We start from the raw sequence: 22,311 nt of genomic DNA, 5'->3' as shown, positions 1-22,311 counted from the left end.
ATGACGATGTTCGAAGGCGCTGACAAAACAGCCGATGCCCGCTCGGGGCCAGATAACGGCGCCTCCGAGCGGCGTCGTTCCGGATTGTCCGGCGCCGTCGATTGGCAGCTGGCCGCGCGCACCGGTGCGGCTCTTGTCCCCGCTGGGCCGCGGACTTCGCGCTATTCCGCCGAACGGGTCGTCGCCGAACTGGCCGACGCGTCGATACGGGCCGAAGGGCCGGTCCGCGAGGTGAGCGGCTTGCTCGACGACCAGCAGGTCCCCGCGGCGAGGATCGTCGACCGGCCCGGCTGGATCGCGGCAGCCGCCGATTCCATGGGCCAGCTCACCGGCACCGGACTCGATTCCAACACCCAGCGTGGTGTGCTCGTGGGCAAGCCCGCGGGCGTGCAGGCCGGGGCAATGCTGGCCTTCCTGTCCACCGCGATACTCGGCCAGTACGACCCGTTCACCGGTCCCGACGGCACGCTGCTGCTCGTCGCTCCCAACATCATGGCGGTGGAACGCGCACTCGGTGTTTCGCCGTCCGACTTCCGCTTCTGGGTCTGCCTGCACGAGGTGACCCACCGGGTGCAGTTCTCCTCCGCTCCGTGGCTCGCGGAATACATGCGTGCCAATGTCGACACTCTCGGCGCGGTCGGCGACGAGCCGCTGGCGGAGATGCTGTACCGGCTGCTCGCCGAGGTACGGGACCGCCGCAGTGGCGCCACCACCGACGATCCGAGCGCGCGTGGCGTCGTCGGCCTGCTGCGCGCCACCCAGGCGCCGCCGCAGCGCGCGGCGCTGGATCGGCTGCTGATGCTGGGCACGCTGCTCGAGGGCCACGCCGACCATGTGATGGATGCGGTCGGACCGGCCGTCGTCCCGTCGGTCGAACAGATCCGCGCCGCTTTCGACAAGCGCCGCAAGCGTCCGACCAATCCGCTGCAGCGCCTGCTGCGGGCCCTGCTCGGCGTCGACGCGAAGGTGGCCCAGTACGTGCGCGGCAAGGCCTTCGTCGACCATGTCGTCGACCGGGTCGGCATGGCGGAGTTCAACACGGTGTGGACGGATGCGGACACCCTGCCGCGGTTGGACGAAATCGACGACCCGCAGCGGTGGATCACCCGGGTACTGGGTTAGGCCATTTCACTACCCTCGGTAGGCTCCTGATATGAGCGGTGCGGGACGAACGACGTCACGGAACCCGCAGGTGGGGGCCGGGAAAACGGTGCCTCGTCTCCCCGAGACCGAGGCGGTGCTCGAAGTACGCAGGGCAGTGCGGGGCTGGCTGGCGGAGTACGCGCCGGAGGTTTCGTCGGGAGTTGCGGTCGCATTGTCGGGCGGGGCCGACTCACTCGCGCTCGCTGCGGCAGCGGTGGTGGAGGCGGGGCACGTCGACGCACTGGTTGTCGACCACCGGTTGCAGCCGGGCTCGGGGGAGGTCGCGGCCGTCGCCGCGGCGGCCGCGCTGAAACTCGGTTGCCGGTCGGCTCGAGTGCTGGCGGTGCAGGTCGGCAGCGCGGGTGGGCTGGAGGCGGCGGCGCGGCAGGCTCGCTACGCAGCACTGGACGCGGCACGGGCCGGGGTGCCGGTCTTGCTCGGACACACCCTCGATGACCAGGCCGAGACGGTCTTGCTCGGCCTGGCGCGCGGGTCGGGCGGACGTTCGATCCAGGGGATGGCGGCTTTCGCCGATCCATGGGGCAGGCCGCTGCTCGGAGTTCGACGGTCAGCGACCAGACAGCTGTGCGCGGATCTCGGGTTGACGCCCCACGAGGATCCACACAACTCGGCGCCGGAGTTCACCAGGGTGCGGCTGCGTACCGAGGTGTTGCCGCTGCTGGAGGACGTACTCGGCGGCGGGGTGGCGGCCGCGCTCGCACGCACCGCCGAACAGTTGCGCGCCGACGGTGCGGTACTGGATGCGCTGGCGGGCGAACTGCTGCGGGCCGCGAGCGTCGACTCGAACAGCGAGCACTCTGAGGGCTCCGACAGTAATGGGGTGAGCCTGTCGATCGAGACCCTCGCCACTGCCCCTGCCGCGCTGCGCCGCCGGGCGATCCGGGCCTGGCTGCTCGCGGGTGGTGCGAAAGCCCTGACCGGCAAGCATTTACACGCCGTCGACGAATTGATCATCGCCTGGCGCGGTCAGGGCGGCGTCGCTGTCGGCGGCGGCGGGCCGGGCAGCAGGTTGGTCGCGGCGCGCGAACATGGCAGGCTGACTATGTGTCTGCGCTGATGACACATAAAGCACAGGCCGATGACACATAATGGATCGGTCGCTCGGGATCAACACCACGGAAGGACACAACTGACGTGTACGGGGATGACATCGCGTCGGTGCTGATCACCGAGGAACAGATCGCCGCCAAGACGCAGGAACTGGCCGAGCTGATCGCCAAGCGCTATCCCGCCGATGCCCCCGAAGGCGATCTGCTGCTGGTCGGCGTGCTCAAGGGCGCGATCTTTTTCATGACCGACCTGGCCAAGGCGCTGTCGATTCCGACCCAGATGGAATTCATGGCGGTGTCCTCCTATGGGTCGTCCACCTCGTCATCCGGCGTGGTGCGCATCATGAAGGATCTGGACAAAGACATCGCGGGCCGCAATGTGCTGATCGTCGAGGACATCATCGACTCCGGTCTCACGCTGTCCTGGCTCAAGCGCAATCTGTCCACCCGCAACCCGGCCTCGCTCGAGGTTGTCACCCTGCTGCGTAAGCCCGATGCGCTGCGCACCCACGTGGACGTCGCACACGTCGGGTTCGACATCCCGAACGAATTCGTCGTCGGTTACGGCCTCGACTACGCCGAGCGCTACCGCGACCTGCCCTACATCGGAACCCTCGACCCGAAGGTCTACGGGGGCGAGTAAAGAACACCGCTGCTCATTCCGGCGCCCGCCGGAATGCGCCCGGTATCGACGTTTCCACCGACCTATCGGTGATGAGCGCGAATATCGTTGCAGGCGAACCCGACCCGCCTCGATACAGCGCACCGCCGACGAGCACCCAGGCGCCGGTGACGGGCAGCGCGGCGAGATTGGCGAGGCATTCCAAGCTGATTCGGTGCTCCCGATACAGCAATTTCGACACCGCATAGGTGTCGTCGCTGCCGAGATCCGGTCCGAAGGTGTCGATACCGAGCGCGCCGCGGTGGCCGAGACGGCCGGTGCGCAATAGCCATTCCATGGTCTCGACCGCGAAACCCGGCTGCTGGTCCCCGGTTTCGGCGGTGCCGAGGAACTCCGGAGTGCCCCATTTCGCATCCCAGCCGGTCCAGGCGATCACCGCGGACCCGTCGGCGATGCGACCATGCCTGCTTTCCCATTCCTTGATGTCGGCAACGGTGATCGCGTAGCCGCGGTCGCGTTCGCACTGATCCCGCACATCGATCTTGACCGCAGGCAGCAGCAGGTCTTCGAGATCGAGCTCGTCGGCGGCCAGGCCGTCGGCGTGGAAATGAATCGGTGCGCCCCAATGGGTTCCGGTGTGCTCGCCCTGCTGGATATAGCGCAGGTAGTAGCCGTCGTTTGCCACTGTCGCCGCGATATCCGTGCGAAATTCCGGGTCGCCGGGAAACAGCGGTGTCGTCGCCGGATCGTGCACATGCGACAGACTGACCAGACGCCCGAACGGAGCATTCATCGCTGCTGATTCTCCATCGCTCACGGCGCGGACGCGGCGTCCGCGTTCTTGTGCAGATGTGGCGCGGTCACTCGTTCCAGCGCGCGCAGATCGTTCTCCAGTGCTCGGAACAGGATATACACCGCGATAAAGGCGATGATGCTGCCGATGCACAGCACCCGCACATTGACGATGATCTTGTCGAGATCCGACGGTGCGAGCAGGGTCGCGCCCGCGACGGCGAGCAGGGGAATCGACGCCGCGAGGCTCAGATAGAACCCGGCTCGGCGTCGCAGCCCGTGCAACCGCGCCGCGTTCCGCTCATGGATCTCGCCGTGGCTCAGGAACATCGGGTAAATGCACCGGATCCCGTAGAAGTTCACCAGAAAGAACGGATAGGTCAGTGCGATGGCGCCGCTCACCACATGTAAAGCCACGAAATGGGCGTAGTCGGCCGCTGCGACGCCGTCGGCGGTCTGGTGCAGGGCGACCGGGAACGAGATCCCCGACAGCAGCCACATCGAGATGATGACCAGGACCGCGCGGTCGCCGAGCAGCACCGCATCCGTGCGGGTACGGTGCAGCACCTCCGGGCTGTAGCGGACCCCGGTGCGCAGTCCGTGCGGCACCGAAATCAGGTATCTGCACAGGTAAACGAGCACTGCGGTGCCGACGGAGAAGGACACCACATTCACCACAGCGGTGAAGATCTCGAACTGGTGCTGGGCCAACTCGGTTTGGCGATAGTGCATCGTCTTGGCGTTGTGCTCGACGTTGTACACCGAGGCGAGGGCATTCGGTACCGCGATCGCGAGCGAAACCAGCAGGATCCGCCACGGCCGCAGGCGCCGTCGCCAGCTGCGTTCGGGCGGGTCGACGAGGTCGCGCGCGCGTGCATCCAGGCACAGATCCAACTGCTGCGCCAGCGTCGCGCCGTTCGGCCAGCGCTGTTCGGGTTCCGGCTCCAGGCAGGTAAGCAAAATCCGCCGCAATGCTGCCGGGCAATCCGCCGGAATGCGCTCCAGCGCAGCGCTTCGCACGCCGCGTTTGCGATGGTCGAGCGCGTGGTGCGGCTGGGTTGCCGCGGTGTCGCCGTCGTCGTCGAACGGGAGACTGCCGGTGAGCATTTCCCACAGCAGCACCCCGAGGGAAAAGATGTCGCTGCGCGTATCCGGTTCGGGCGCGGCCGGATCGAGGGCCGCTGCCAGCTCCTCGGGCGAGCGGTAGGCAGGCGAATCGTCTTGCGCGATGGGCCTGGTCGTGTCGGGTAATGCGAAATCGGCAAGCTTCGGGATGCCCTCGGCCGTGAACAGCACATTCGACGGTTTGATCGCGCGGTGTGCCACCTCGTTGCGGTCGGCGTAATCGAGTGCGTCCGCCAGTCGCCGACCGATCCATGCGACCGTCTCCGGCCAGCTGAGCTCGGCGATCTCGGCGCGCACACTCGAATCCGTCTGCCGGATCTCGCCTTTCGCCTCCATGGCCGCGTCCACCGTCCGCAACAGCAGCGCGCCGCCCGCTGACTCCGGGCCGCGCCGCCGCTCGGCGAGCAGGTCGAACGCAGTGCCGCCGGGCAGATACTGCATATACACCAGTCGCAGTGCCGCCGAGTCGACGGGCATGCGCTGATCGAAGACCCGGACGATGTGCGGATGGTCCAGCTGCGCCATGGTGCGCGGCGCGGCGCTGGCACCCGCGGAAAAACGCACGGCGACAAGGCGCTGCATGGAACGCTGCGTGGCGAGGAAGACGCGGCCGAGTGCGCCTGTCCCGAGATCGGTGCGCAGATCGAAGTCGTCCACGCGCTGTCCCGGCGCCAGATCGGCGACGAGCGCGGCGGCCTGTGCGCTGTCGAGTTCGGCAGGGGCACTGTGGTTTTCGGCATCCTCACCGTCGGCGTCGGCGCCAACCGCGGCGAGACGCTCGCGCACCTCGGTCGCCAGATCCGGATATTCGGCGAGGAAAGCCGCCGCCTCGACGGGGGCGTGCCTGCGCCGAATCAGGAACTCCTCGTAAACCAGATCGGCCAATATCGGACTGTGCTCGATCTCGGGAAATTCCTTGCAGTACTCCTTGATTCGCTTGCCGCGGCCGGGCCGGATCCAACGCTGTCGTAGATCGATGCGCACCAGGTCGGTGAGCACCGCCAGCCGCACCTGTGCGCCATCGGGCACATAATCCGTGAGCAACGGTGGGTCGGGCCTGCCATCGCGCAGGCAGCGTTGCCAATCGGCGTCGAACCTGGCGACGTGATCGAGGCCGGGTTCGATCACGCCTTGGTCTCCGCCCCGGCGGGAGCGGCGGGCTCCCGTCCGATCGCATCACTCGGCGCGACCACCCGCTCCAGCGCCCTCAAGTCGTCCTCCAAGGCGCGGAAAAGCAGGTAGGAGCCGATGAACGCGACAATGCCGCCCGCACACAGCACGCGGACCGCGAAGATCACCGCCGGAATATCGGTAGGCGGCAGGAACGTCACGCCCGCCACCGCGAGCAGCGGCACCGACGCGGCGACTGCGAGATAGCCATTGGCGCGGCGGTCGAGGCCGCGCAGCCACACCGCGTCGTCGGTGCTGATTTCGCCGTGCCGCAGGAACACCGGATATATGCAGCGGACCATGTAGAAGGCCACCAGGAAGAATGGATAGGCCACGGCGATCGCGCCGCACACCACGATCGAGGTGAGGAAATGCACGACCGCGCTCATCGCGATCGCGCCGGTGGACAATTTCAATGCGATCGGGAAGGTGATGCCCGCGAACACCCACAGCGAGAACACGATGACCACAGCTCGATCGGCGAACAGCAATGAGTCGGCTCTAGCTCGTCGGAGTGTGTCCGCGTCGTATCGTCGGCCTCTGCGCAGCCCGTATGGCACCGTCAGCACCAAGCGTGACAGATAAAGTATCAACGTCGCGCCGAGTGGGAACAGCACGACATTCACCACGCCGGTGATGACCAGGAAGGTTTCCTGGGCGTCCTCACTCATTCTGCTGACGATCAAGTGTTGGTTGTGCAGGATGTTGTAGATCGAGGCGAGCACATTCGGTATCCCGATGGCCAGCGCGACGATCAGCAATCGCCATGAGCGCAGCTTCAGCCGCCAGCTGCCGCTCGGTGGGTCGACCAGGTCCCGCGCGCGTGCGTCCATGCACAGGTCGAACTGCTTGGCCAGCACCGCGCCACCCGACCAGCGCCGGGAGCGGTCGGGTTCCAGACAGGTCAGCAGCACCCGCCGCAGTGCTGCGGGGCAGTTGGCGGGCAGCCGGGCCAGTGCGGCGGTATCCACACCCGACGTGCGCCGCTCCAGCATCGCCTCGAGTGTGGTGTCGTCGCCGTATTCATTTGCGCCCGCGGTGGTGTCATCGAACGGTTTTGCGCCGGTCAGCAATTCCCACAGCACCACGCCCAGCGAATAGATATCGGAGCGGGTGTCCAGGTCGGCTGCCGTGCGTTCACTGCCGGGGTGGCAGGCTTCCAGCTGCTCGGGTGACATGTAAGCCAGCGATCCACCGAAGTAGGCCACCGGGCTGGTATCGGCCACGTTGCGGCTGAAGCTGATGTTGAAGTCGGCCAGTTTCGGTACAGCCTCCGCGGTGAGCAGCACATTGGCAGGCTTCACATCGCGGTGCAGGACGCCGTGTGAGGAGGCGTACTCGAGTGCCTCCGCCAGTCTGCGTCCCAGCCACGCCACGGTTTCCGGCCAACTGAGCGCGGCGATTTCCGCGCGCACACTGGAATCGGTCGGGCGGATCTCGCCCTTCTCCTCCATGGCCGCGTCGACCGCATCCAGTAGCAGCCGTCCGGTGCGTTCGGCGGGCGGTGTGGCGCGGATCCAGCGCAGCACGCTGAGCAGCGTGCCGCCCGGCAAGAACTGCATGTAGAGCAAACGCAGCCGCCGCCCGCCGCTGTCGCGCATGTCCTCGGAGCCGAGCAGGCGTTGATCGAAGACGCGCACGATGTAGTCGTGGTCGAGCTGGGCAAGCGTCTGCGGCTCGGTGCCGTGGTCGGCGGAGATCTTCACCGCGACCAGCCGCTGCAATGAGCGCTGCCGAGCCAGGAAGACCCGTGCGAACGCACCGGTGCCCAGACCGGTCAGCAGATCGAAATCATCGATCCGCTGACCGACTTCGATCCGGTCGAGCGCGTCGTAGTGCCCGGGGCCGGTCCCGACCGTGGTCGGGGTCGCGGCCGCCGTCCCGGTCAGGTCGGAAGTTGCGCGGGTCACCTCCGTATTACGAGGAGACTGGGTGGTTTGGTTCACCTGCGCGGTTCTGGTCGCGGCAAGCGCGGTCACGGTCGGGTCTTCCACCACCGCCCGCCGCGTGCTCTGATCTATCTCGTCGGCATTGAGCAATGCCCCCAGCTCGGCCGCCTGCGCCGGGAATTCACGCAGGCATTCCCGCGGATCCACGCGCTCGCCGCTGTGCCTGCGGATGACGAACTCCTCGTACACCAAGCCGGCCGGGATGTCGTCGGGTTCGAGTTCGGGAAATTCCGCACAGTAATCGGCCAAGCGTTTGCGCGGTGCGGCGGACCCGGCCCGCCGCACCCACCGGTGACGCAGGTCGACGCGGATCAATTCGATCAGCGCCTCCTGCCGCAGTGTGTGCGCGTCGGGTAGATAATCGGCGATCTCAGGCGGTCGCTGTGGCGATTGCGTGGCAGCCGATTTCCACGCTGTGGCGAAGGCTTCCACGGCACTACCGTGACTCACTCCGGTCGTGGAACCCGAAGTGGATTCGGAACTTCTCTCGGAATTCGTACTCATTCTCGGACCTACTGGTTCCGCGGATACCGAAGAATCCGCACTGGTCGGTCTGTACGTGTGGCGGATAAATTCCGCCACACCCGACGACATCGTCCCCCGAGCAGTATCCGAAATGATAACTTGCGCCTCAACAGCGGATCACCCGATTTCGACAACGATGCGACGGGGGAGAACCAGCACATGCACAATGAGGCCACAGCGGTGGCGGACGGTACGGCCGTAGCGCAAGCAGCTCCGCAGACAGTAGCCGCCCAGCGGATCCCCGCGGGCGTGAACCAGGCAGCAGGTCCGAATTCTCCGATTGATCCCGGCGCGCCGCGCGGACCCGCCGTGGCGATCGCCGCCGGCGTGCGGGACGGTTCGACCAGCCCGACCGAGGTGCTCGATGCGGTGCTGGAGCGCATCGCTGCCGACACCCGGAAGCTGAACGCGTTCACCGTCGTTCGCTCGGCCAAGGCGAAGGCCGAGGCGCTCGCGCTGGAACAGCGCTCCGATCTGGATGTGCTCCCACTTGCCGGCGTGCCGATCGCGATCAAACACAACCTCGAGGTCGAGGGTGAGACGAACCTGTGCGGTTCGGCCGCCACCGATACGCATCCGGCGGCCGCCGACCATCCCGTGGTGCGCAGACTGCGCGCCGCGGGTGCGGTGATCGTCGGATTAACCGCGGTTCCCGAGCTGGGTTTGTGGGCGATGACCGACGGCGAGGGCCGCACCACCCGCAACCCGTGGAACACCGCACGCAGCGCCGGCGGCTCGTCCGGCGGATCGGCGGCGGCGGTCGCGGCCGGGCTGGTTCCGGTGGCGCACGGCAACGACGGACTCGGTTCGCTGCGTATCCCCGCGGCGTGCTGCGGGGTGTTCGGGATCAAGCCGGGCCGTCACACCGTGCCCGCGGAGGTCGGCGTCGACTCGTGGGGGGGCATGGTCGAAAACGGTGTGCTCGCAACAACCGTCGGAGATGCGGCGCTCGCGCTATCGGTGCTGGCGGCCAGGCCGGACCTAGCCGAGGTCGAGCCACCCGGCCGACTACGCATCGGGCTAGCCGTCGCGCCACCGTCCCGCTTCTTCCGGGTCGATCGGCACTGGACCGCGGCAGCCCGCGCCGCAGGATCGGCCGCCGCCGCGGCGGGACACCAGGTGGAACCGGCGACGCTGCCCTATGGCGAAACGATCAGTTCGGTCCTGTTGCGCTGGCTCGCCGTCGGGACACGGGACGCCGCGACGCTGGCCCATCCGGACCGGCTGCAACCGCGCACCCGCCGCCACCTCGCGCTCGGCAGGCTGGTGCAGCGACTTGGTTTGGTCCGCCCCGGTCAGGTCGACCGGGTAGAGGCACGACTCCTGGAATTCTTCGAGCGCTACGACGTCGTGATCACGCCGACGCTCGCCGCGGCGCCACCGAAAGCCCGAGCCTGGCACACCAGGGGCTGGCTGGCCAATGTTGTCGCCAGCTCCCGATTCTCACCATTCACCCCACTGTGGAACATGGTCGGCTGGCCTGCCGCGTCGGTGCCGATGGGGATGCATCCCCGCTCGGGCACGCCGGTAGCCGCGCAGCTTGCGGGACCGCCCGGCAGTGAATCGACCCTGCTGCGGCTGTCTGCACAACTGGAAGCGCTGCACCCCTGGGAGCGCACCGCGCCGTGACACTGGCGCGCCCGACGTCGTGACGGTGGCGCGCCGGACGGGCGTGACCGTGGCGCGCCCCGTGATCCGTCAGGCGACCGACGCCTGTGGTGCCTGCGCGGAGAATCCGCCGTCGGCGGCGCGGCCTGCGAACTCGAGAATGGTGGGGCGATTGTCGTCGGCCCGCCATGCCACGGCCAGTTCGCATGGCGCGAGCCCGGTCACCGGGCGCGCGGTCAGACCGGGCCACCGGTACATCGGGACATTGTTCTCGGCGAGTAGGCAGACGCCGAGGCCGAGACTCACGGCCTCCAGCTTGTCCTCGGCAGTCGCGGCTTCCGCGCCGATCTTCGGCTGACGTCCATTGCGGGCGTCGTTGCCGAGCCAGAAGTCGCGCACCGCACCGGCCTCGGTGGGCAATGCAATGAACGGCTCGTCGAGCAGATCGGCGAACTCGATGCTCTCCTGATCGGCGAGCGGATGGTTCTCCGGCAGTAGCACCCAGCGCGGCTCGGTGCGCAGCACTTGCCAGCGGTAGCGGTTCGGATCGGGCAGCGGCAGCCAGACCAGCGAAAGGTCGGCCTGCCGTCCGGCGAGGCCGCTGGACGGGTCGGTCCAGGACGCCGCGTGCAGGGCGAGTCGATGACCGCTCGCGCTTTCCAGATCGTTGATCAGACCGCGGCCGAGCGCGGATTGGATGCCGACGCGCAGCACCTCGCCCGCTTCCTGGAGCGAGACGTTGGTGACCTCCCAGAGTTCCAGGATCTTGCGGGCACCTTCGAGCAGTTCCTTGCCCGCGACGGTCAGCGCGACACTGCGCTGGTTGCGGTCGAACAGGACCACGTCGAGCTGGCGTTCCAGCTGACGAATCTGACGCGACAGGGTGGGTTGAGCGATGTGCAGCCGCTGCGCGGCGTTGGTGAAATGCAGTTCCTCAGCGACAGCGACGAAATACCGCAGGTCGCGCAAATGCGGGTCCATAGCCCCTTGCTATCAGAATCGGTCCTGAATTTCCAGCCAAATTAGGCCAGAAAGTTCGGATAGTGGTGCAGAAACAGTCGGTGGGTTTGTTAAACACAGCATATTGCCTGTCGTGGTCATTTGCACCATCGAGCCCGCGAACTTCTCGCATCCGCCGTGGGTATGGCTGCCGCAGGCGGTTATGGACGGTTGACCAGCGGCTATGGGAGTCGAAGTGTCCCTGCGTGGCTCAATAGGGACCGCCGGGAGATTGCCCGCCAACGCCGGGGAATCGACGTCGGGGCCCCTAGGGGCCGCTATCGGATTCTTATGTGATATTCGTCACAAATGAGTTTGCCGTGTGGATCGGACTGCCCACGTCCGGCCGTGGCGTGACGCCACCCTGGACAGCCGAAAGGCGCTGCGGTCGTGCATCCACGACCGCAGCGCCTCGATGCGTGCCCAGGGTCAGACGCTGCGCGCTCGGTCCTCGTAAGCCTTGCGCTTGTCGGCATCCACGGCGCCGAGGAACGCATCGCCGGAACCGAGCGCTCGTGCCAGGCCATCGGCAACGGATTCCGGAAGCAGGTTCACCAACTGCGAGATGAACCCGGCCATCGCCGTCACCCTGACCTTCGACTTCGGTGCAGCGATCAACCCGACGATGGCATCGGCGATCTCCTCGGGCTCCGCCGAACGCAGCAACTTCGGGCCGCTCACCCCGGAACCGAGCTCGGTATTGGTCAGCGTCGGCAACACCGAGGAGAACTCGACGCCCGACCCCCGATACTCCTCGCGCAGTGTGTCGGTGAACCCGAGCACCGCGTGCTTGCTCGCGTTGTAGGTGGCCAGACCCGGGATGTGGGTCTCGCCCGCCAGCGACGCGATATTGATGACGTGCCCGCGCTTGCGCGGCAGCATCCGCGCAAGGCCGAGCTTGGAGCCCAGAATTACGCCATAGACATTGATATCGAGGATGCGCCGGGTGATCTGATCCGGCTCGTCGACCAACTTGCCGGTGGGCATGATGCCCGCATTGTTGATCAGCACGTCGATGGGGCCGACGGTGCGTTCCACCGCATCGAGGAAGCTCTCGAACGAGGTGGAGTCGGTAACGTCGAGCTTGCCGTAGAACTCGAAGTCGCGTGCGGCCCCGGAGTCCTTGACGGTGGTCTCGTCGATATCGCCGATCGCGATCTTCGCGCCGAGTGTCTGCAGCGCGGTCGCGGTGGCCAGCCCGATGCCGCGCGCACCACCGGTGATGACGACGACCTTCCCCCGGATCTTTGCCGCATTTGTGTTGGATCGGCGGCCGTGGTTACGCGGCGCTGCCGCCTCCGGACCCGTCGCGCGCGCCGCGGTCACTTGGTGTCTCCCTTGAGCTTCAGTAGGGCCGGAATGTCGATGCGGCGCAGGCCGCGGGCGCCCGCGGCGCGCATCGCGCCGACCGCGAACAGCAGCTTGGGCATCTGGTACGGGAACCAGAGCAACTCCTTCTGCGGGGTCGGCAGGATCGGCTTGGTGATCGCCTGCTGGCGGCAGTACTTGCGGACGCCGTTCGCCCCGCCCCAGCGTGCCCCGACACCGGACTGCCCCCAGCCGCCCATCGGCAGGGCGAAGTTGAACAGGTTGGAGAAAACATCGTTGATATTGACCGCACCCGCATTCAGCCGGCGTGCAACGCGTTCGCCGCGATCCTTGTCGCCGGTCCATACCGAGGCGGACAAGCCGTAGACCGAGTCGTTGGCGAGCCGAACCGCCTCGGTCTCGTCGGCGACCTTCATCACCGGCAGCGTCGGACCGAAGGTCTCCTCGTTGATGCACGACATGGTGTGGTCGACATCGACGAGCACGGTCGGCTCGAAGAAGGTTCCGACGCCGGTGCGCTTGCCGCCGGTCAGCACCTTGGCGCCGGCTGCGACGGCCTCGTCGACGTGGCCCTGCACGATCCGCACCTGGTTCTCGTTGGCGAGCGCGCCGACATCATGCTGGGGCTCGCGGCCGTCGAGGCCCTGGCGCAGGCCCTGCACCGCGGCGGTCAGCTTGGCGACGAAGGTGTCGTAGACCGGCGCTTCCACATACACCCGCTCCACCGAGATGCACACCTGGCCGGCATTGAACATGCCGCCGAAGGCGATGCCGTGCGCGGCCCGATCCAGGTCGGCGTCGGCAAGCACGATGGCCGGATCCTTGCCGCCCAGTTCCAGGCTGTAGGGAATCAGCCGCTCGACGCAGGCCGCGGCGATCTTGCGGCCGGTGGCGGTCGAGCCGGTGAACTGGATGTAGTCGGCGTTATCGACCACCGCGGCGCCGGTCGCACCGGCCCCGGTGACCACGGCGAACACCGGCGGCGCACCGATCTCGGCCCAGCCGCGGGCCAGCTCGAGTGCGGAAAGTGGGGTCACCTCGGACGGCTTGAGGAGCACGGCGGCACCGGCCGCCAGCGCCGGAATCACGTCGATCACCGGCATGGCCAGCGGGAAGTTCCACGGCGTTATGACGCCGACGACCGGGTAGGGCTTGTACACCGTGGTGAGCTTCTTGACCCGGCCCAGCGGGCTGTGCGGCGAGGGGTGTTCGTCGGCGAGGAACTTCGCGGCGCGGCGCGCGTAATAGCCGGTCAGATCTACTGAGAACGCAGGATCGATGAGGGCGTCCACGCGCGGCTTGCTCGTCTCCGACTGCAACACATCGGCGAGGTGTTCGGTGTTGTCGAGCAGCCAGTCCTGCAACTTCAGCAGCCATTGTTTGCGGCCGTCGGGGCCGATGGCCTCCCATTCCGGCTGGTAGAGCCGAAGTTCGCGCACCTTGGCTGCGACCGCGTCCTTGTTCTGGTCGGGTACGGTGCCGACGACCTCGCCGGTACCGGGATTGCGCACCTCGATGACGGCCGGCTCGACCGCAGGCTCGACCTTCTTCGCGGGCGTCTTGCGTGCCGGGGCCTTCTTGGCCGCGCCGGTCGCGGATTCGGTGTTGGTCACTGCTGTTCTCCCACTGACGTTGTGCTGGGCACCGCTGGCGAACGAATACTGTGAATCAGTTCACTGACCTATGATCGTGGCACAAGTGTGCGGGACTTTCTTGGACCGATTTGTCAATGAATGCGGCTGAATTTGTTCTCGAGGCACAAATCGGAGGAAATCATGACGTACAGCGCGCGAGCCGAGCCCGACGCGGTCGGGCCGAGCAGCGAAGTAGTACGCGACTGGCTCGTCGAATACGTATACGAAACGATGCGCAGCGAGGCGCTCGAACAGGTCGTCGACCGACTCGACGGCGCGATCGTCGCGCGCATCCCGGAGCTATCCGATCGCGATGTCCGCCGCGACCTCGCGGCGAGCACCCGCGCACACGCCAGGGTGGTACTGAGCGGACTCACCAGCGACACTTTCGAATTCACCTTGCCCGAGGAGGCGCACGCATTCGCGCGCACGCTGGCCCGGCGCGGCTATGACCTGCGGCTGCTGCTGCGGACCTATCACGTGGGGCAGGAGGCGGTGCTCGAGTACATGACCGAGGCCATCGACAAGCGGACACCGCCACCAGAGATCGAGCGCGCGGTACTGCTGCGCCTGTTCGAGCGGTCGACCAGATGGGTGAGCACCTCGGTGGAGATGCTCACCGACACCTACATGGAGGAGCGGGAGCGGGTGCTGCGCGCCGCCCTCAATCGGTGCACCGAAACCGTGCACGCCCTGCTGGCTGGTGACGAACCGGATGTCGAGCAGGCCTCGCTGCGCCTGGGCTACCGGCTCGCCCAGCAGCACCTTGCCTTCGTACTGTGGACCGACGAGCCCGCGGGCGGTGACGGTGAGACGAGTGGTCTGCTGGACCGGGTCGCCGCGCGGCTCGCGGTGGCCCTCGGCAGCGGCCGAGTGCTCAGCATGCCGTCGGGTGCCAGCGGGATGTGGGCGTGGGTCGGCCTCGGCGATGAGCAGCACGCCGCGGAACTGGCCGCGCCGGCTCGGTTGGCGCGCATGACCGCCGGACTGGTGGAGCCGCCGGTGCGGGTCGCCTTCGGGGTGCCCGCCGCGCAGGTCGCGGGTTTTCGCCAGAGTCATCGTGAAGCGGTCGCGGCCAGACAGGTCGCCGAGCGCGGGCCGGTGGATGCCGATCGGGTCACGAGCTATCGCGAGGTGGAGATCGCCCACCTCGTAGGCGGCGACGACGCGGCCATGCGCGCGCTCATCGGCAGGGAGTTACGCGTGCTTGCCGGTCGTGACGCCAATGCCGCCCGGCTGCGCGAGACGCTACACGCTTACCTGAAGAGCCATCGCAGCCCGGAGGCCGCGGCGAAACTGCTTGGGGTGCACAAGAACACGATTCGCTACCGGATCCAGCGAATCGAGGAACTGCTCGGTCATCCGATCGAAGCGCGCAGTCTGCCGTTGGAACTCGCGCTGACCTGCGTCGCTACCTATGGTGTCGACGCGCTGCCGTGATCGGGTGGTCGACGCTGTGGCCGTTACTCTTCGCGGGGCGGCTCGACTCTGCCGTCGGGTAGATCGGCAAGCAGCTGGGTCGTTGCTGCGGCAATGGCCGCGACGGCCTTGTCGACGGCGGCCTTGGTGGTGGTGCTCAGGCCGGAAACGCCACCGACCGTGCGCACATACTGCAGTGCGGCAGCATAGATTTCCTGCTCGGTAGGGGCAGGTTCCAGGCCGCGCAGGAGGGTGATGTTTCCACTCATGGATGCACATTAGCCCTCTGTACCGTCTGCGGCAGGGCAAGAATCCCAGGACAGGGAAAAAACAGGAAAAAATCAGGTTTAAATTGCTGGGACGGCGAACGGCGCTTGTCAGACGCGCACTGTGGTGGTTGCTCGGGTCGCCACCGGCGGATCGAATTCCGCCTGCCTGACACCGGTCGATTCCCTTGGCGATTACTCAGGTTGTTTCAAGATCGATGGGGAACAATCGGGGGCATGCCTGCCCGCGGTGTGCCCACTCTGACCACTTTCCCCTACGAAGAGCTGGACAAGCGGGAGGAAGACCATTGGTCCGGCGCCGCGGTCTCCGAGAACGAACTGCGATCGTTGGCGCTCGGCGCCTTCTATTCGGCCCGATGGGACGCCTTCCACGACGCGCTGCTGCTCGGCCCCGAACGCGAACATCCGCTCGGTGACCGCCGCGAACTCGCCATCGACACGCTGACCGGCGCCTGGGGCATCACCGACGGCACCGAGGCGCAGGCGTCGATGGAACAGCTGCTCGACGGCATGCATGCGCCGCTGTACGCCATGGTGCATCCGCTGGTGATGGCCTCGATCAACGCGAGCGAGCGGGATCGGTTCGGCGAGCGGGCCGATCGGCACCGCGCCTTTCTGCGTCAGGTCGGCTCGTTTCGTGGCATGGACAATCCCGAGGCGCTCGTGCGCGATTACGACATCTGGTCGCAGGCGATCAAGATCGGTTTCACCGATCACCTTGCCCGGCCGCTGCCGAGTGATATCCACGCCTGGGACCTGGCCCGGGTTGTTGCGGTGGCTCGAATGGCTTTCACCGCAGGCTATCTCGACTCCGACGTCGCATGGGGCTACCTGGCGCGCGCCTTGCCGCTGGCGCAGCGCAAATATAAGAACTGGCGCCAGTTCGGCGATGCCTACCTCACCGGCTGGACCTACTGGCAGGCCTGCGAGGACCTGGCCGAACTCAAGAACGGCGGCGTCGACCGGCGCATGGAACTACTGCGTCTGTGGACCCGCCCGACCAGCCCGTGGCGGCGGATCGGTTTGCAGTCAGTTCCCGTCGGGGAGTGACCGCAGGATCCCGCGCCCGTAGCGCTGGAACTGCGTGTCGTCGACCATGCCGAGCGAATGCCGCTCGACCAGTAGCTCCCACTCGGAATACAGCTGCGAGACACCGGGATCGGCCGGGCCTGCCGCGCCGTCCGCGGAGTCACGCCGGACGGCGAAGTTCACCGCGCAGGTGACCCGCTCGGTGTCGGCCCGGTCGGTGCCGGTGAAATGCAGCGTCATATTGCCGTCGTGCACGTCGATGCCGGTCTCGCCGCGGATCGAGCCGATCTCACCCGGCGCAGGCGCTGTGCCCTCGGTGGTGCGAGCCCACAGCACGGCGGGGATGGGTAGCTCGTATGCGTAGCGCGGACCGGTGCCGATGGAGACGAACAGCACCCGTCCGGTGGTCGCCGCAAGCAGTCCCGGTCCGCTGCCCGCGGGCGGGTGCGCCACCGCGATCGCGGTCTCCAGCACGTATTCGTCCACTGTGACATAGCGATGCAGTGCGGCTATCGCCGACTTCGCTTCGCGCTTGGGTGCCATCCTGCGCACGGCCCGGTCCACGTCCGCGCGTGTCGGTCCGGCCTTGCCCCACGCAGGGGCGGGCGGGTTCAGATCGGGGGCGGCCACGTCGATGCGCTGCGAGCTCAAGATCTGATCGTTGATCCGATCGACGATCTCGGTCGCTGCGGGGACATCATGTTCTGCTATCAATACCGGTAGAGGGGTGCGGTCCGCCGGCACGCCTGTGAGCACCGGAGTGGGGTAACGAAGGTAGATCTCGATTACGACGGCGTCATCGGCGCGCCGGTTCAGTCGGACCTTCAGCAGGTCCGTGACCGGCACATCCAGTACGCGCTCGCCATCGGTGCCCGGTCGCAGGACGATCAGTCGCCCGCGCCCGTGCCGCACTATCGCTGTGGGTGTCCGTAGCTCGACTATGTCCATACCCCCTGCGCTCTTGTCTGATTTGCGGCGCTCGCGGTGCCCTGCGTGGTTACGCTGCGCTACCGCCTTCGGGCCCGTCGCTCACGCCGCAGTGTTGTGTCGTCGCTCACGATAGGCCGAACATGCCATGATTGTGACCACTTGGAGTAACCCGACCGGAGACCTCGGGAACCACCGTCGTTCCCCGGCCGTTTACCTGTCGAACTGCACCAACTGCCGAACTGCGCGATGTATCGAGTAGACCGTACGCGGTAACGTGGCATGTCCGCATCCGAACCCACCCGGAATCCGGCTGGGAGCAGGGTGAGAACTGGCACCGCCGACCCCGACGCTTCGCAGGCATGCACCGGAGAACCGGAAAGGACTGGCCGCCCGGCCTACGCTCTATGAACCGCAAGACTGTGTTTCGCACCCTGGCCATAGTCTCGGGCATCTTGCTCGTGATCTATGCGTTCAGCTATTTCGGCAATGACACGCGCGGCTGGAAGAGCGTCGACACCTCGGTGGCGTTGACTCAGCTGAACGACAAGAGCAACGTCAAGAACGTCCAGATCGACGACCGCGAGCAGCAGCTGCGTATCGAGCTGAACAACGGCAACGACGCAACCAGTGGCTCCAACAAGATCATCGCCAAGTATCCGGGCGGTGGCGAGGCGTCCGCGCAGATATTCGAAGCTCTGCAGAAATCCGGCGCGCCGTTCAACACCGTGGTCAAACAGGAGAGCTGGTTCACCCAGATCCTGCTGTTCGTGCTGCCGATGGTGATTCTGCTCGGCCTCTTCATTTTCGTGATGTCCCGGATGCAGGGCGGTGGTCGCGGCGGCATGATGGGCTTCGGTAAATCGAAGGCCAAACAGCTGTCCAAGGACATGCCCAAAACCACATTCGCGGATGTGGCAGGCGCCGACGAGGCTGTCGAAGAGCTGTACGAAATCAAGGACTTCCTGCAGAACCCGGTGCGCTACCAGGCGCTCGGCGCGAAGATTCCGAAGGGCGTGCTGCTCTACGGTCCGCCGGGAACCGGTAAGACCCTGCTGGCCCGTGCCGTCGCAGGTGAGGCGGGCGTGCCGTTCTTCACCATCTCCGGTTCGGACTTCGTCGAGATGTTCGTCGGTGTCGGCGCCTCCCGGGTGCGCGACCTGTTCGAGCAGGCCAAGCAGAACAGCCCGTGCATCATTTTCGTCGACGAGATCGACGCGGTCGGCCGCCAGCGCGGCGCCGGCCTCGGCGGCGGTCACGACGAGCGCGAGCAGACCCTCAACCAGTTGCTCGTCGAGATGGACGGCTTCGGCGACCGCACCGGTGTGATCCTGATCGCGGCCACCAACCGCCCCGACATCCTCGACCCGGCGCTGCTGCGTCCAGGCCGGTTCGACCGGCAGATCCCGGTCAGCAATCCCGACCTCGCCGGTCGTCGCGCCATCCTGCGGGTGCACTCGCAGGGCAAGCCGATCGCGCCCGAGGCCGATCTCGACGGTCTGGCCAAGCGCACCGTCGGCATGTCCGGCGCGGACCTCGCGAACGTGATCAACGAGGCCGCCCTGCTCACCGCGCGTGAGAACGGCGCGGTGATCACCGGCGAACAGCTCGAGGAATCGGTGGACCGCGTTGTCGGCGGTCCGCGCCGCAAGAGCCGGATCATCAGCGAGCACGAGAAGAAGATCACCGCCTACCACGAGGGTGGCCATACCCTTGCCGCGTGGGCGATGCCGGATATCGAGCCGGTCTACAAGGTCACCATCCTGGCCCGCGGTCGCACCGGCGGTCACGCCATGACGGTGCCCGAGGACGACAAGGGCCTGATGACCCGCTCGGAGATGATCGCCCGCCTGGTGATGGCGATGGGCGGCCGTGCGGCCGAGGAACTGGTATTCCACGAGCCGACCACCGGTGCGTCCTCGGATATCGACCAGGCGACCAAGATCGCGCGCGCGATGGTCACCGAATACGGCATGAGCGCTCGCCTCGGCGCGGTGCGCTACGGCCAGGAACAGGGTGACCCGTTCCTCGGTCGCTCGATGGGCATGGGTTCGGACTACTCGCATGAGGTCGCGGGCGCCATCGACGAGGAGGTGCGCAACCTGATCGAGGCCGCGCACACCGAGGCGTGGGCGATTCTCAACGAGTACCGCGACGTGCTCGATGTCCTCGCGACCGCGCTGCTGGAGCGAGAGACGTTGCACCGCAAGGATCTCGAGGAACTGCTCGCCACGGTGGAGAAGCGGCCGCGGATCACCGCGTTCAACGACTTCGGTGATCGACTGCCCTCGGACAAGCCGCCGGTGAAGACGCCGGGCGAGCTGGCCGCCGAGCGCGGCGAGCCGTGGCCGCCGCCGGAGTCGCCGGTGCCGCCGGTGCCCGCGGGTACCGCTGCCAACGGCTACCTCGAGTCGGGCTACCAGAACCCGCCGCAGTACGGCTACCCCACACCGCCCGCGACCGGTTATCCGCTGCCGCAGGCTCCGACGGCGGCCTACCCGCGCCAGGGTGGTGCGACGCACGGCTCGCGGCCGGACTACGGCGCTCCGGCCGGTTGGTCGGCGCCGGGCTGGCCGCCTCGGGACGAGCCGCAGCAGCCGCAGCAGCCCGGGCAACCGGGCTACGGCGGCGGCCGGCCGGGTCAGGGCGACCCGCAGACACGGCACGGCTATCAGCAGCCGTGGCATCAGCCACCGGGTGGCCAGCCGGGCCCCGGTCGCGGCGACCAGGGCGGCTACGACGAGCAGGGACGGGCCAACCCGGCCGACGAGGGCGACAATCGCGATTGGGATGGACCGAACGGTCGGCACTGAAACGGTGGCGGCAGTCTCGGGACCCGAGTGGTCCCGAACTGCCGCCTTCGGGCCCGTCGTTCGTGCCACGGCCAGCGACGATTAGGCTCGACCATCGGGGTGCCGAGTAATTGCCGGCACCCGAGATTTTGGAGGTGTCCTCGATTGTCGGCCAAGAATCATGTCGGCGGCCACGCGCTAGCGGAGTCGGGCGGTGGCCAGTCGGAGAACGGCCAGTCGGACAACCGCGAGCACCACGGTGCAGGCTCGGCTGTTGCCAAGCCGGAACTCGTCGCCCTGGAGACCGGTAGGCCGTTCGACCAGGACCGCGCCGAAGCTGCAATCCGAGAGTTGCTGCTCGCGGTCGGGGAGAACCCGGACCGTCCCGGCCTGCTCGACACCCCCTCCCGCGTTGCCCGCGCCTACCGAGAGATGTTCGCCGGTCTCTACATCGAGCCGGATTCGGTGCTGAACACCACCTTCGACGAGGGCCATCAGGAGCTCGTGCTGGTGCGCGACATCCCGATGTACTCGACCTGTGAGCACCACCTGGTCTCTTTTCACGGTGTCGCGCACGTCGGGTACATCCCCGGCCCGCACGGCCGGGTGACCGGACTATCGAAGCTGGCGCGGCTGGTCGATCTCTACGCCAAGCGCCCCCAGGTGCAGGAACGCCTGACCAGTCAGATCGCCGATGCTGTCATGCGCAAGCTGGACCCGCGCGGCGCGATCGTGGTGGTGGAGGCCGAGCATCTGTGCATGGCGATGCGCGGCATCCGCAAGCCGGGCGCAAGCACCACCACCTCAGCGGTGCGCGGCCTGCTGCAATCCAGTGCCGCCTCGCGGGCGGAGGCCCTTGATCTCATTCTGCGGAAGTGAGTGAGTTCGCGGTGTCCGGTCCCGGGAATGTCACTCCACGTGGGGGACGCTCCTGCGTGGTGATGGGTGTCGTCAATGTCACCAGTGACTCCTTCTCCGACGGCGGCAAGTACCTCGACCCCGGTCTGGCCATCGCACACGGCATCGAGTTGTTCGAGGCCGGCGCGGACATCGTCGATGTGGGAGGTGAATCGACTCGCCCCGGCGCCATCCGGATCGATCCGGAGACCGAGGCGGCTCGGGTGGTTCCCGTTATTCGCGGCCTGGTTGCCGCTGGCGTGCCGACCAGCGTCGACACCATGCGCGCCAGTGTGGCCGATGCGGCGCTCGCGGCCGGAGTCAGCGTGGTGAACGACGTCTCGGGTGGTCGCTCCGACCCGGACATGGTGAAAGTCGTCGCCGCGGCCGATGCGCCGTGGATTCTCATGCATTGGCGAGCGGGCGCCGACTATCGGCACACCGGACCCGCCAACCAGTACGACAATGTCGTCGCCGAGGTGCTCGCCGAGCTGTCCGCGCAGGTGGAGCTGGCCGTTGCGGCCGGTGTCGATCCGGGCAGGTTGATCCTGGATCCCGGCCTGGGTTTCGCCAAGAACGCCGAACACAATTGGGCACTGCTCGGTGCGCTCCCCGAATTGGTCGGCAACGGATTGCCGATTCTCATCGGAGCGTCGCGCAAACGTTTTCTCGGCGCGCTACTCGCCGATGCCGCGGGCCCCCGCCCACCGGATGGTCGCGAGACCGCCACCGCGACCATTTCGGCGCTGGCCGCCCAGCATGGCGCCTGGGGCGTGCGCGTGCACGATGTCCGCGCCTCCCTTGATGCCATTGCCGTCACCGACGCCTGGCAGCGCGCCGCCGGGCAGAATTCGCGAGGAGCCGACCGATGAGTTCCCTGAGTCAACCCCTATGCGGCAATCGCGTTCTGGCCGGGTTGTTTGAGGGCAGAGTCGTAGCCCGTTTTGTCGCGCCAGCAAGCCCAGATGATGCGCAACCAGGAGCGGCCGATGGT

General features: G+C 67.0%; 17 protein-coding genes. 9 read left to right on the top strand and 8 right to left on the bottom strand.

Translation table 11 applies throughout. The features are described from left to right. The first annotated feature begins 6 nt into the window (after positions 1–6). From ACLMAL_RS15675 to hpt, 3 genes are all read left to right on the top strand, one after another. Complete coding sequence (locus ACLMAL_RS15675; RefSeq protein WP_411999909.1) at positions 7–1,122, top strand: zinc-dependent metalloprotease; 1,116 nt, start codon at positions 7–9, stop codon at positions 1,120–1,122. Between the two features lie 31 nt (positions 1,123–1,153). Beyond that, on the top strand, positions 1,154–2,221 hold the full coding sequence (gene tilS / locus ACLMAL_RS15670) for a tRNA lysidine(34) synthetase TilS (RefSeq protein WP_411999729.1): 1,068 nt from the start codon (positions 1,154–1,156) through the stop codon (positions 2,219–2,221). A gap of 77 nt (positions 2,222–2,298) precedes the next feature. Continuing rightward, the gene (gene hpt, locus ACLMAL_RS15665) at positions 2,299–2,856 is read left to right on the top strand and encodes a hypoxanthine phosphoribosyltransferase (protein ID WP_328408469.1); all 558 of its coding nucleotides are present in this window, start codon (positions 2,299–2,301) and stop codon (positions 2,854–2,856) included. Positions 2,857–2,869: 13 nt separating this feature from the next. Here hpt and ACLMAL_RS15660 read toward each other — a convergent pair whose 3' ends face one another. The 3 genes from ACLMAL_RS15660 to ACLMAL_RS15650 are packed head-to-tail and all read right to left on the bottom strand — an operon-like array spanning position 2,870 to position 8,303. After that, entirely contained in the window at positions 2,870–3,628 is a 759-nt protein-coding gene (locus ACLMAL_RS15660) for a cyclase family protein (protein ID WP_411999728.1), read from the bottom strand. 20 nt (positions 3,629–3,648) lie between these two features. Beyond that, positions 3,649–5,880, bottom strand: coding sequence for a serine/threonine-protein kinase (locus tag ACLMAL_RS15655; RefSeq protein ID WP_411999727.1), 2,232 nt, complete (start codon positions 5,878–5,880; stop codon positions 3,649–3,651). After that, the gene (locus ACLMAL_RS15650; protein WP_411999726.1) at positions 5,877–8,303 is read right to left on the bottom strand and encodes a protein kinase domain-containing protein; all 2,427 of its coding nucleotides are present in this window, start codon (positions 8,301–8,303) and stop codon (positions 5,877–5,879) included. Before ACLMAL_RS15650 ends, ACLMAL_RS15655 begins: the two co-directional genes overlap by 4 nt. Before the next feature lie 252 nt (positions 8,304–8,555). Here ACLMAL_RS15650 and ACLMAL_RS15645 point away from each other — a divergent pair, with 252 nt between their 5' ends. Then, positions 8,556–10,025, top strand: coding sequence for an amidase (locus ACLMAL_RS15645; RefSeq protein WP_411999725.1), 1,470 nt, complete (start codon positions 8,556–8,558; stop codon positions 10,023–10,025). Positions 10,026–10,094: 69 nt separating this feature from the next. Here ACLMAL_RS15645 and ACLMAL_RS15640 read toward each other — a convergent pair whose 3' ends face one another. The 3 genes from ACLMAL_RS15640 to ACLMAL_RS15630 form a co-directional block, all read right to left on the bottom strand. Further along, positions 10,095–10,985, bottom strand: coding sequence for a LysR family transcriptional regulator (locus ACLMAL_RS15640; protein ID WP_406235642.1), 891 nt, complete (start codon positions 10,983–10,985; stop codon positions 10,095–10,097). Between the two features lie 447 nt (positions 10,986–11,432). Beyond that, positions 11,433–12,248, bottom strand: a complete 816-nt coding sequence (locus ACLMAL_RS15635) for an SDR family oxidoreductase (protein ID WP_411999908.1) — start codon at positions 12,246–12,248, stop codon at positions 11,433–11,435. A 77-nt stretch (positions 12,249–12,325) separates the two neighbouring features. Continuing rightward, the gene (locus tag ACLMAL_RS15630; protein WP_411999724.1) at positions 12,326–13,945 is read right to left on the bottom strand and encodes an aldehyde dehydrogenase family protein; all 1,620 of its coding nucleotides are present in this window, start codon (positions 13,943–13,945) and stop codon (positions 12,326–12,328) included. Between the two features lie 162 nt (positions 13,946–14,107). On the opposite strand from ACLMAL_RS15630, the gene ACLMAL_RS15625 reads away from it, so the two are divergent. Further along, complete coding sequence (locus ACLMAL_RS15625; protein ID WP_411999723.1) at positions 14,108–15,406, top strand: PucR family transcriptional regulator; 1,299 nt, start codon at positions 14,108–14,110, stop codon at positions 15,404–15,406. A 23-nt stretch (positions 15,407–15,429) separates the two neighbouring features. On the opposite strand, the gene ACLMAL_RS15620 is transcribed toward ACLMAL_RS15625, so the two are convergent. Beyond that, complete coding sequence (locus ACLMAL_RS15620) at positions 15,430–15,654, bottom strand: DUF2277 family protein (protein ID WP_406235648.1); 225 nt, start codon at positions 15,652–15,654, stop codon at positions 15,430–15,432. A 234-nt stretch (positions 15,655–15,888) separates the two neighbouring features. Between ACLMAL_RS15620 and ACLMAL_RS15615 the strand changes: the two genes are divergently transcribed. Further along, positions 15,889–16,722 (top strand): DUF1266 domain-containing protein, encoded by an 834-nt coding sequence (locus ACLMAL_RS15615; protein ID WP_328408487.1) that lies wholly within the window; start codon positions 15,889–15,891, stop codon positions 16,720–16,722. Here ACLMAL_RS15615 and ACLMAL_RS15610 read toward each other — a convergent pair. Then, positions 16,702–17,649, bottom strand: a complete 948-nt coding sequence (locus ACLMAL_RS15610) for a hypothetical protein (protein WP_411999722.1) — start codon at positions 17,647–17,649, stop codon at positions 16,702–16,704. The genes ACLMAL_RS15615 and ACLMAL_RS15610 overlap by 21 nt on opposite strands. A gap of 386 nt (positions 17,650–18,035) precedes the next feature. Between ACLMAL_RS15610 and ftsH the strand changes: the two genes are divergently transcribed. The 3 genes from ftsH (at position 18,036) to folP (ending at position 22,189) form a co-directional block, all read left to right on the top strand. Beyond that, entirely contained in the window at positions 18,036–20,441 is a 2,406-nt protein-coding gene (ftsH, locus tag ACLMAL_RS15605; RefSeq protein ID WP_411999721.1) for an ATP-dependent zinc metalloprotease FtsH, read from the top strand. 276 nt (positions 20,442–20,717) lie between these two features. Next, on the top strand, positions 20,718–21,299 hold the full coding sequence (folE, locus tag ACLMAL_RS15600) for a GTP cyclohydrolase I FolE (RefSeq protein WP_328412658.1): 582 nt from the start codon (positions 20,718–20,720) through the stop codon (positions 21,297–21,299). A 62-nt stretch (positions 21,300–21,361) separates the two neighbouring features. Next, the gene (folP, locus tag ACLMAL_RS15595) at positions 21,362–22,189 is read left to right on the top strand and encodes a dihydropteroate synthase (RefSeq protein WP_411999907.1); all 828 of its coding nucleotides are present in this window, start codon (positions 21,362–21,364) and stop codon (positions 22,187–22,189) included. Positions 22,190–22,311: the final 122 nt, after the last annotated feature.

It is taken from the genome of Nocardia sp. CWNU-33 (genome assembly GCF_046764895.1).
Classification (GTDB): domain Bacteria; phylum Actinomycetota; class Actinomycetes; order Mycobacteriales; family Mycobacteriaceae; genus Nocardia.
This window is presented reverse-complemented; position numbering and strand designations above follow the sequence as displayed.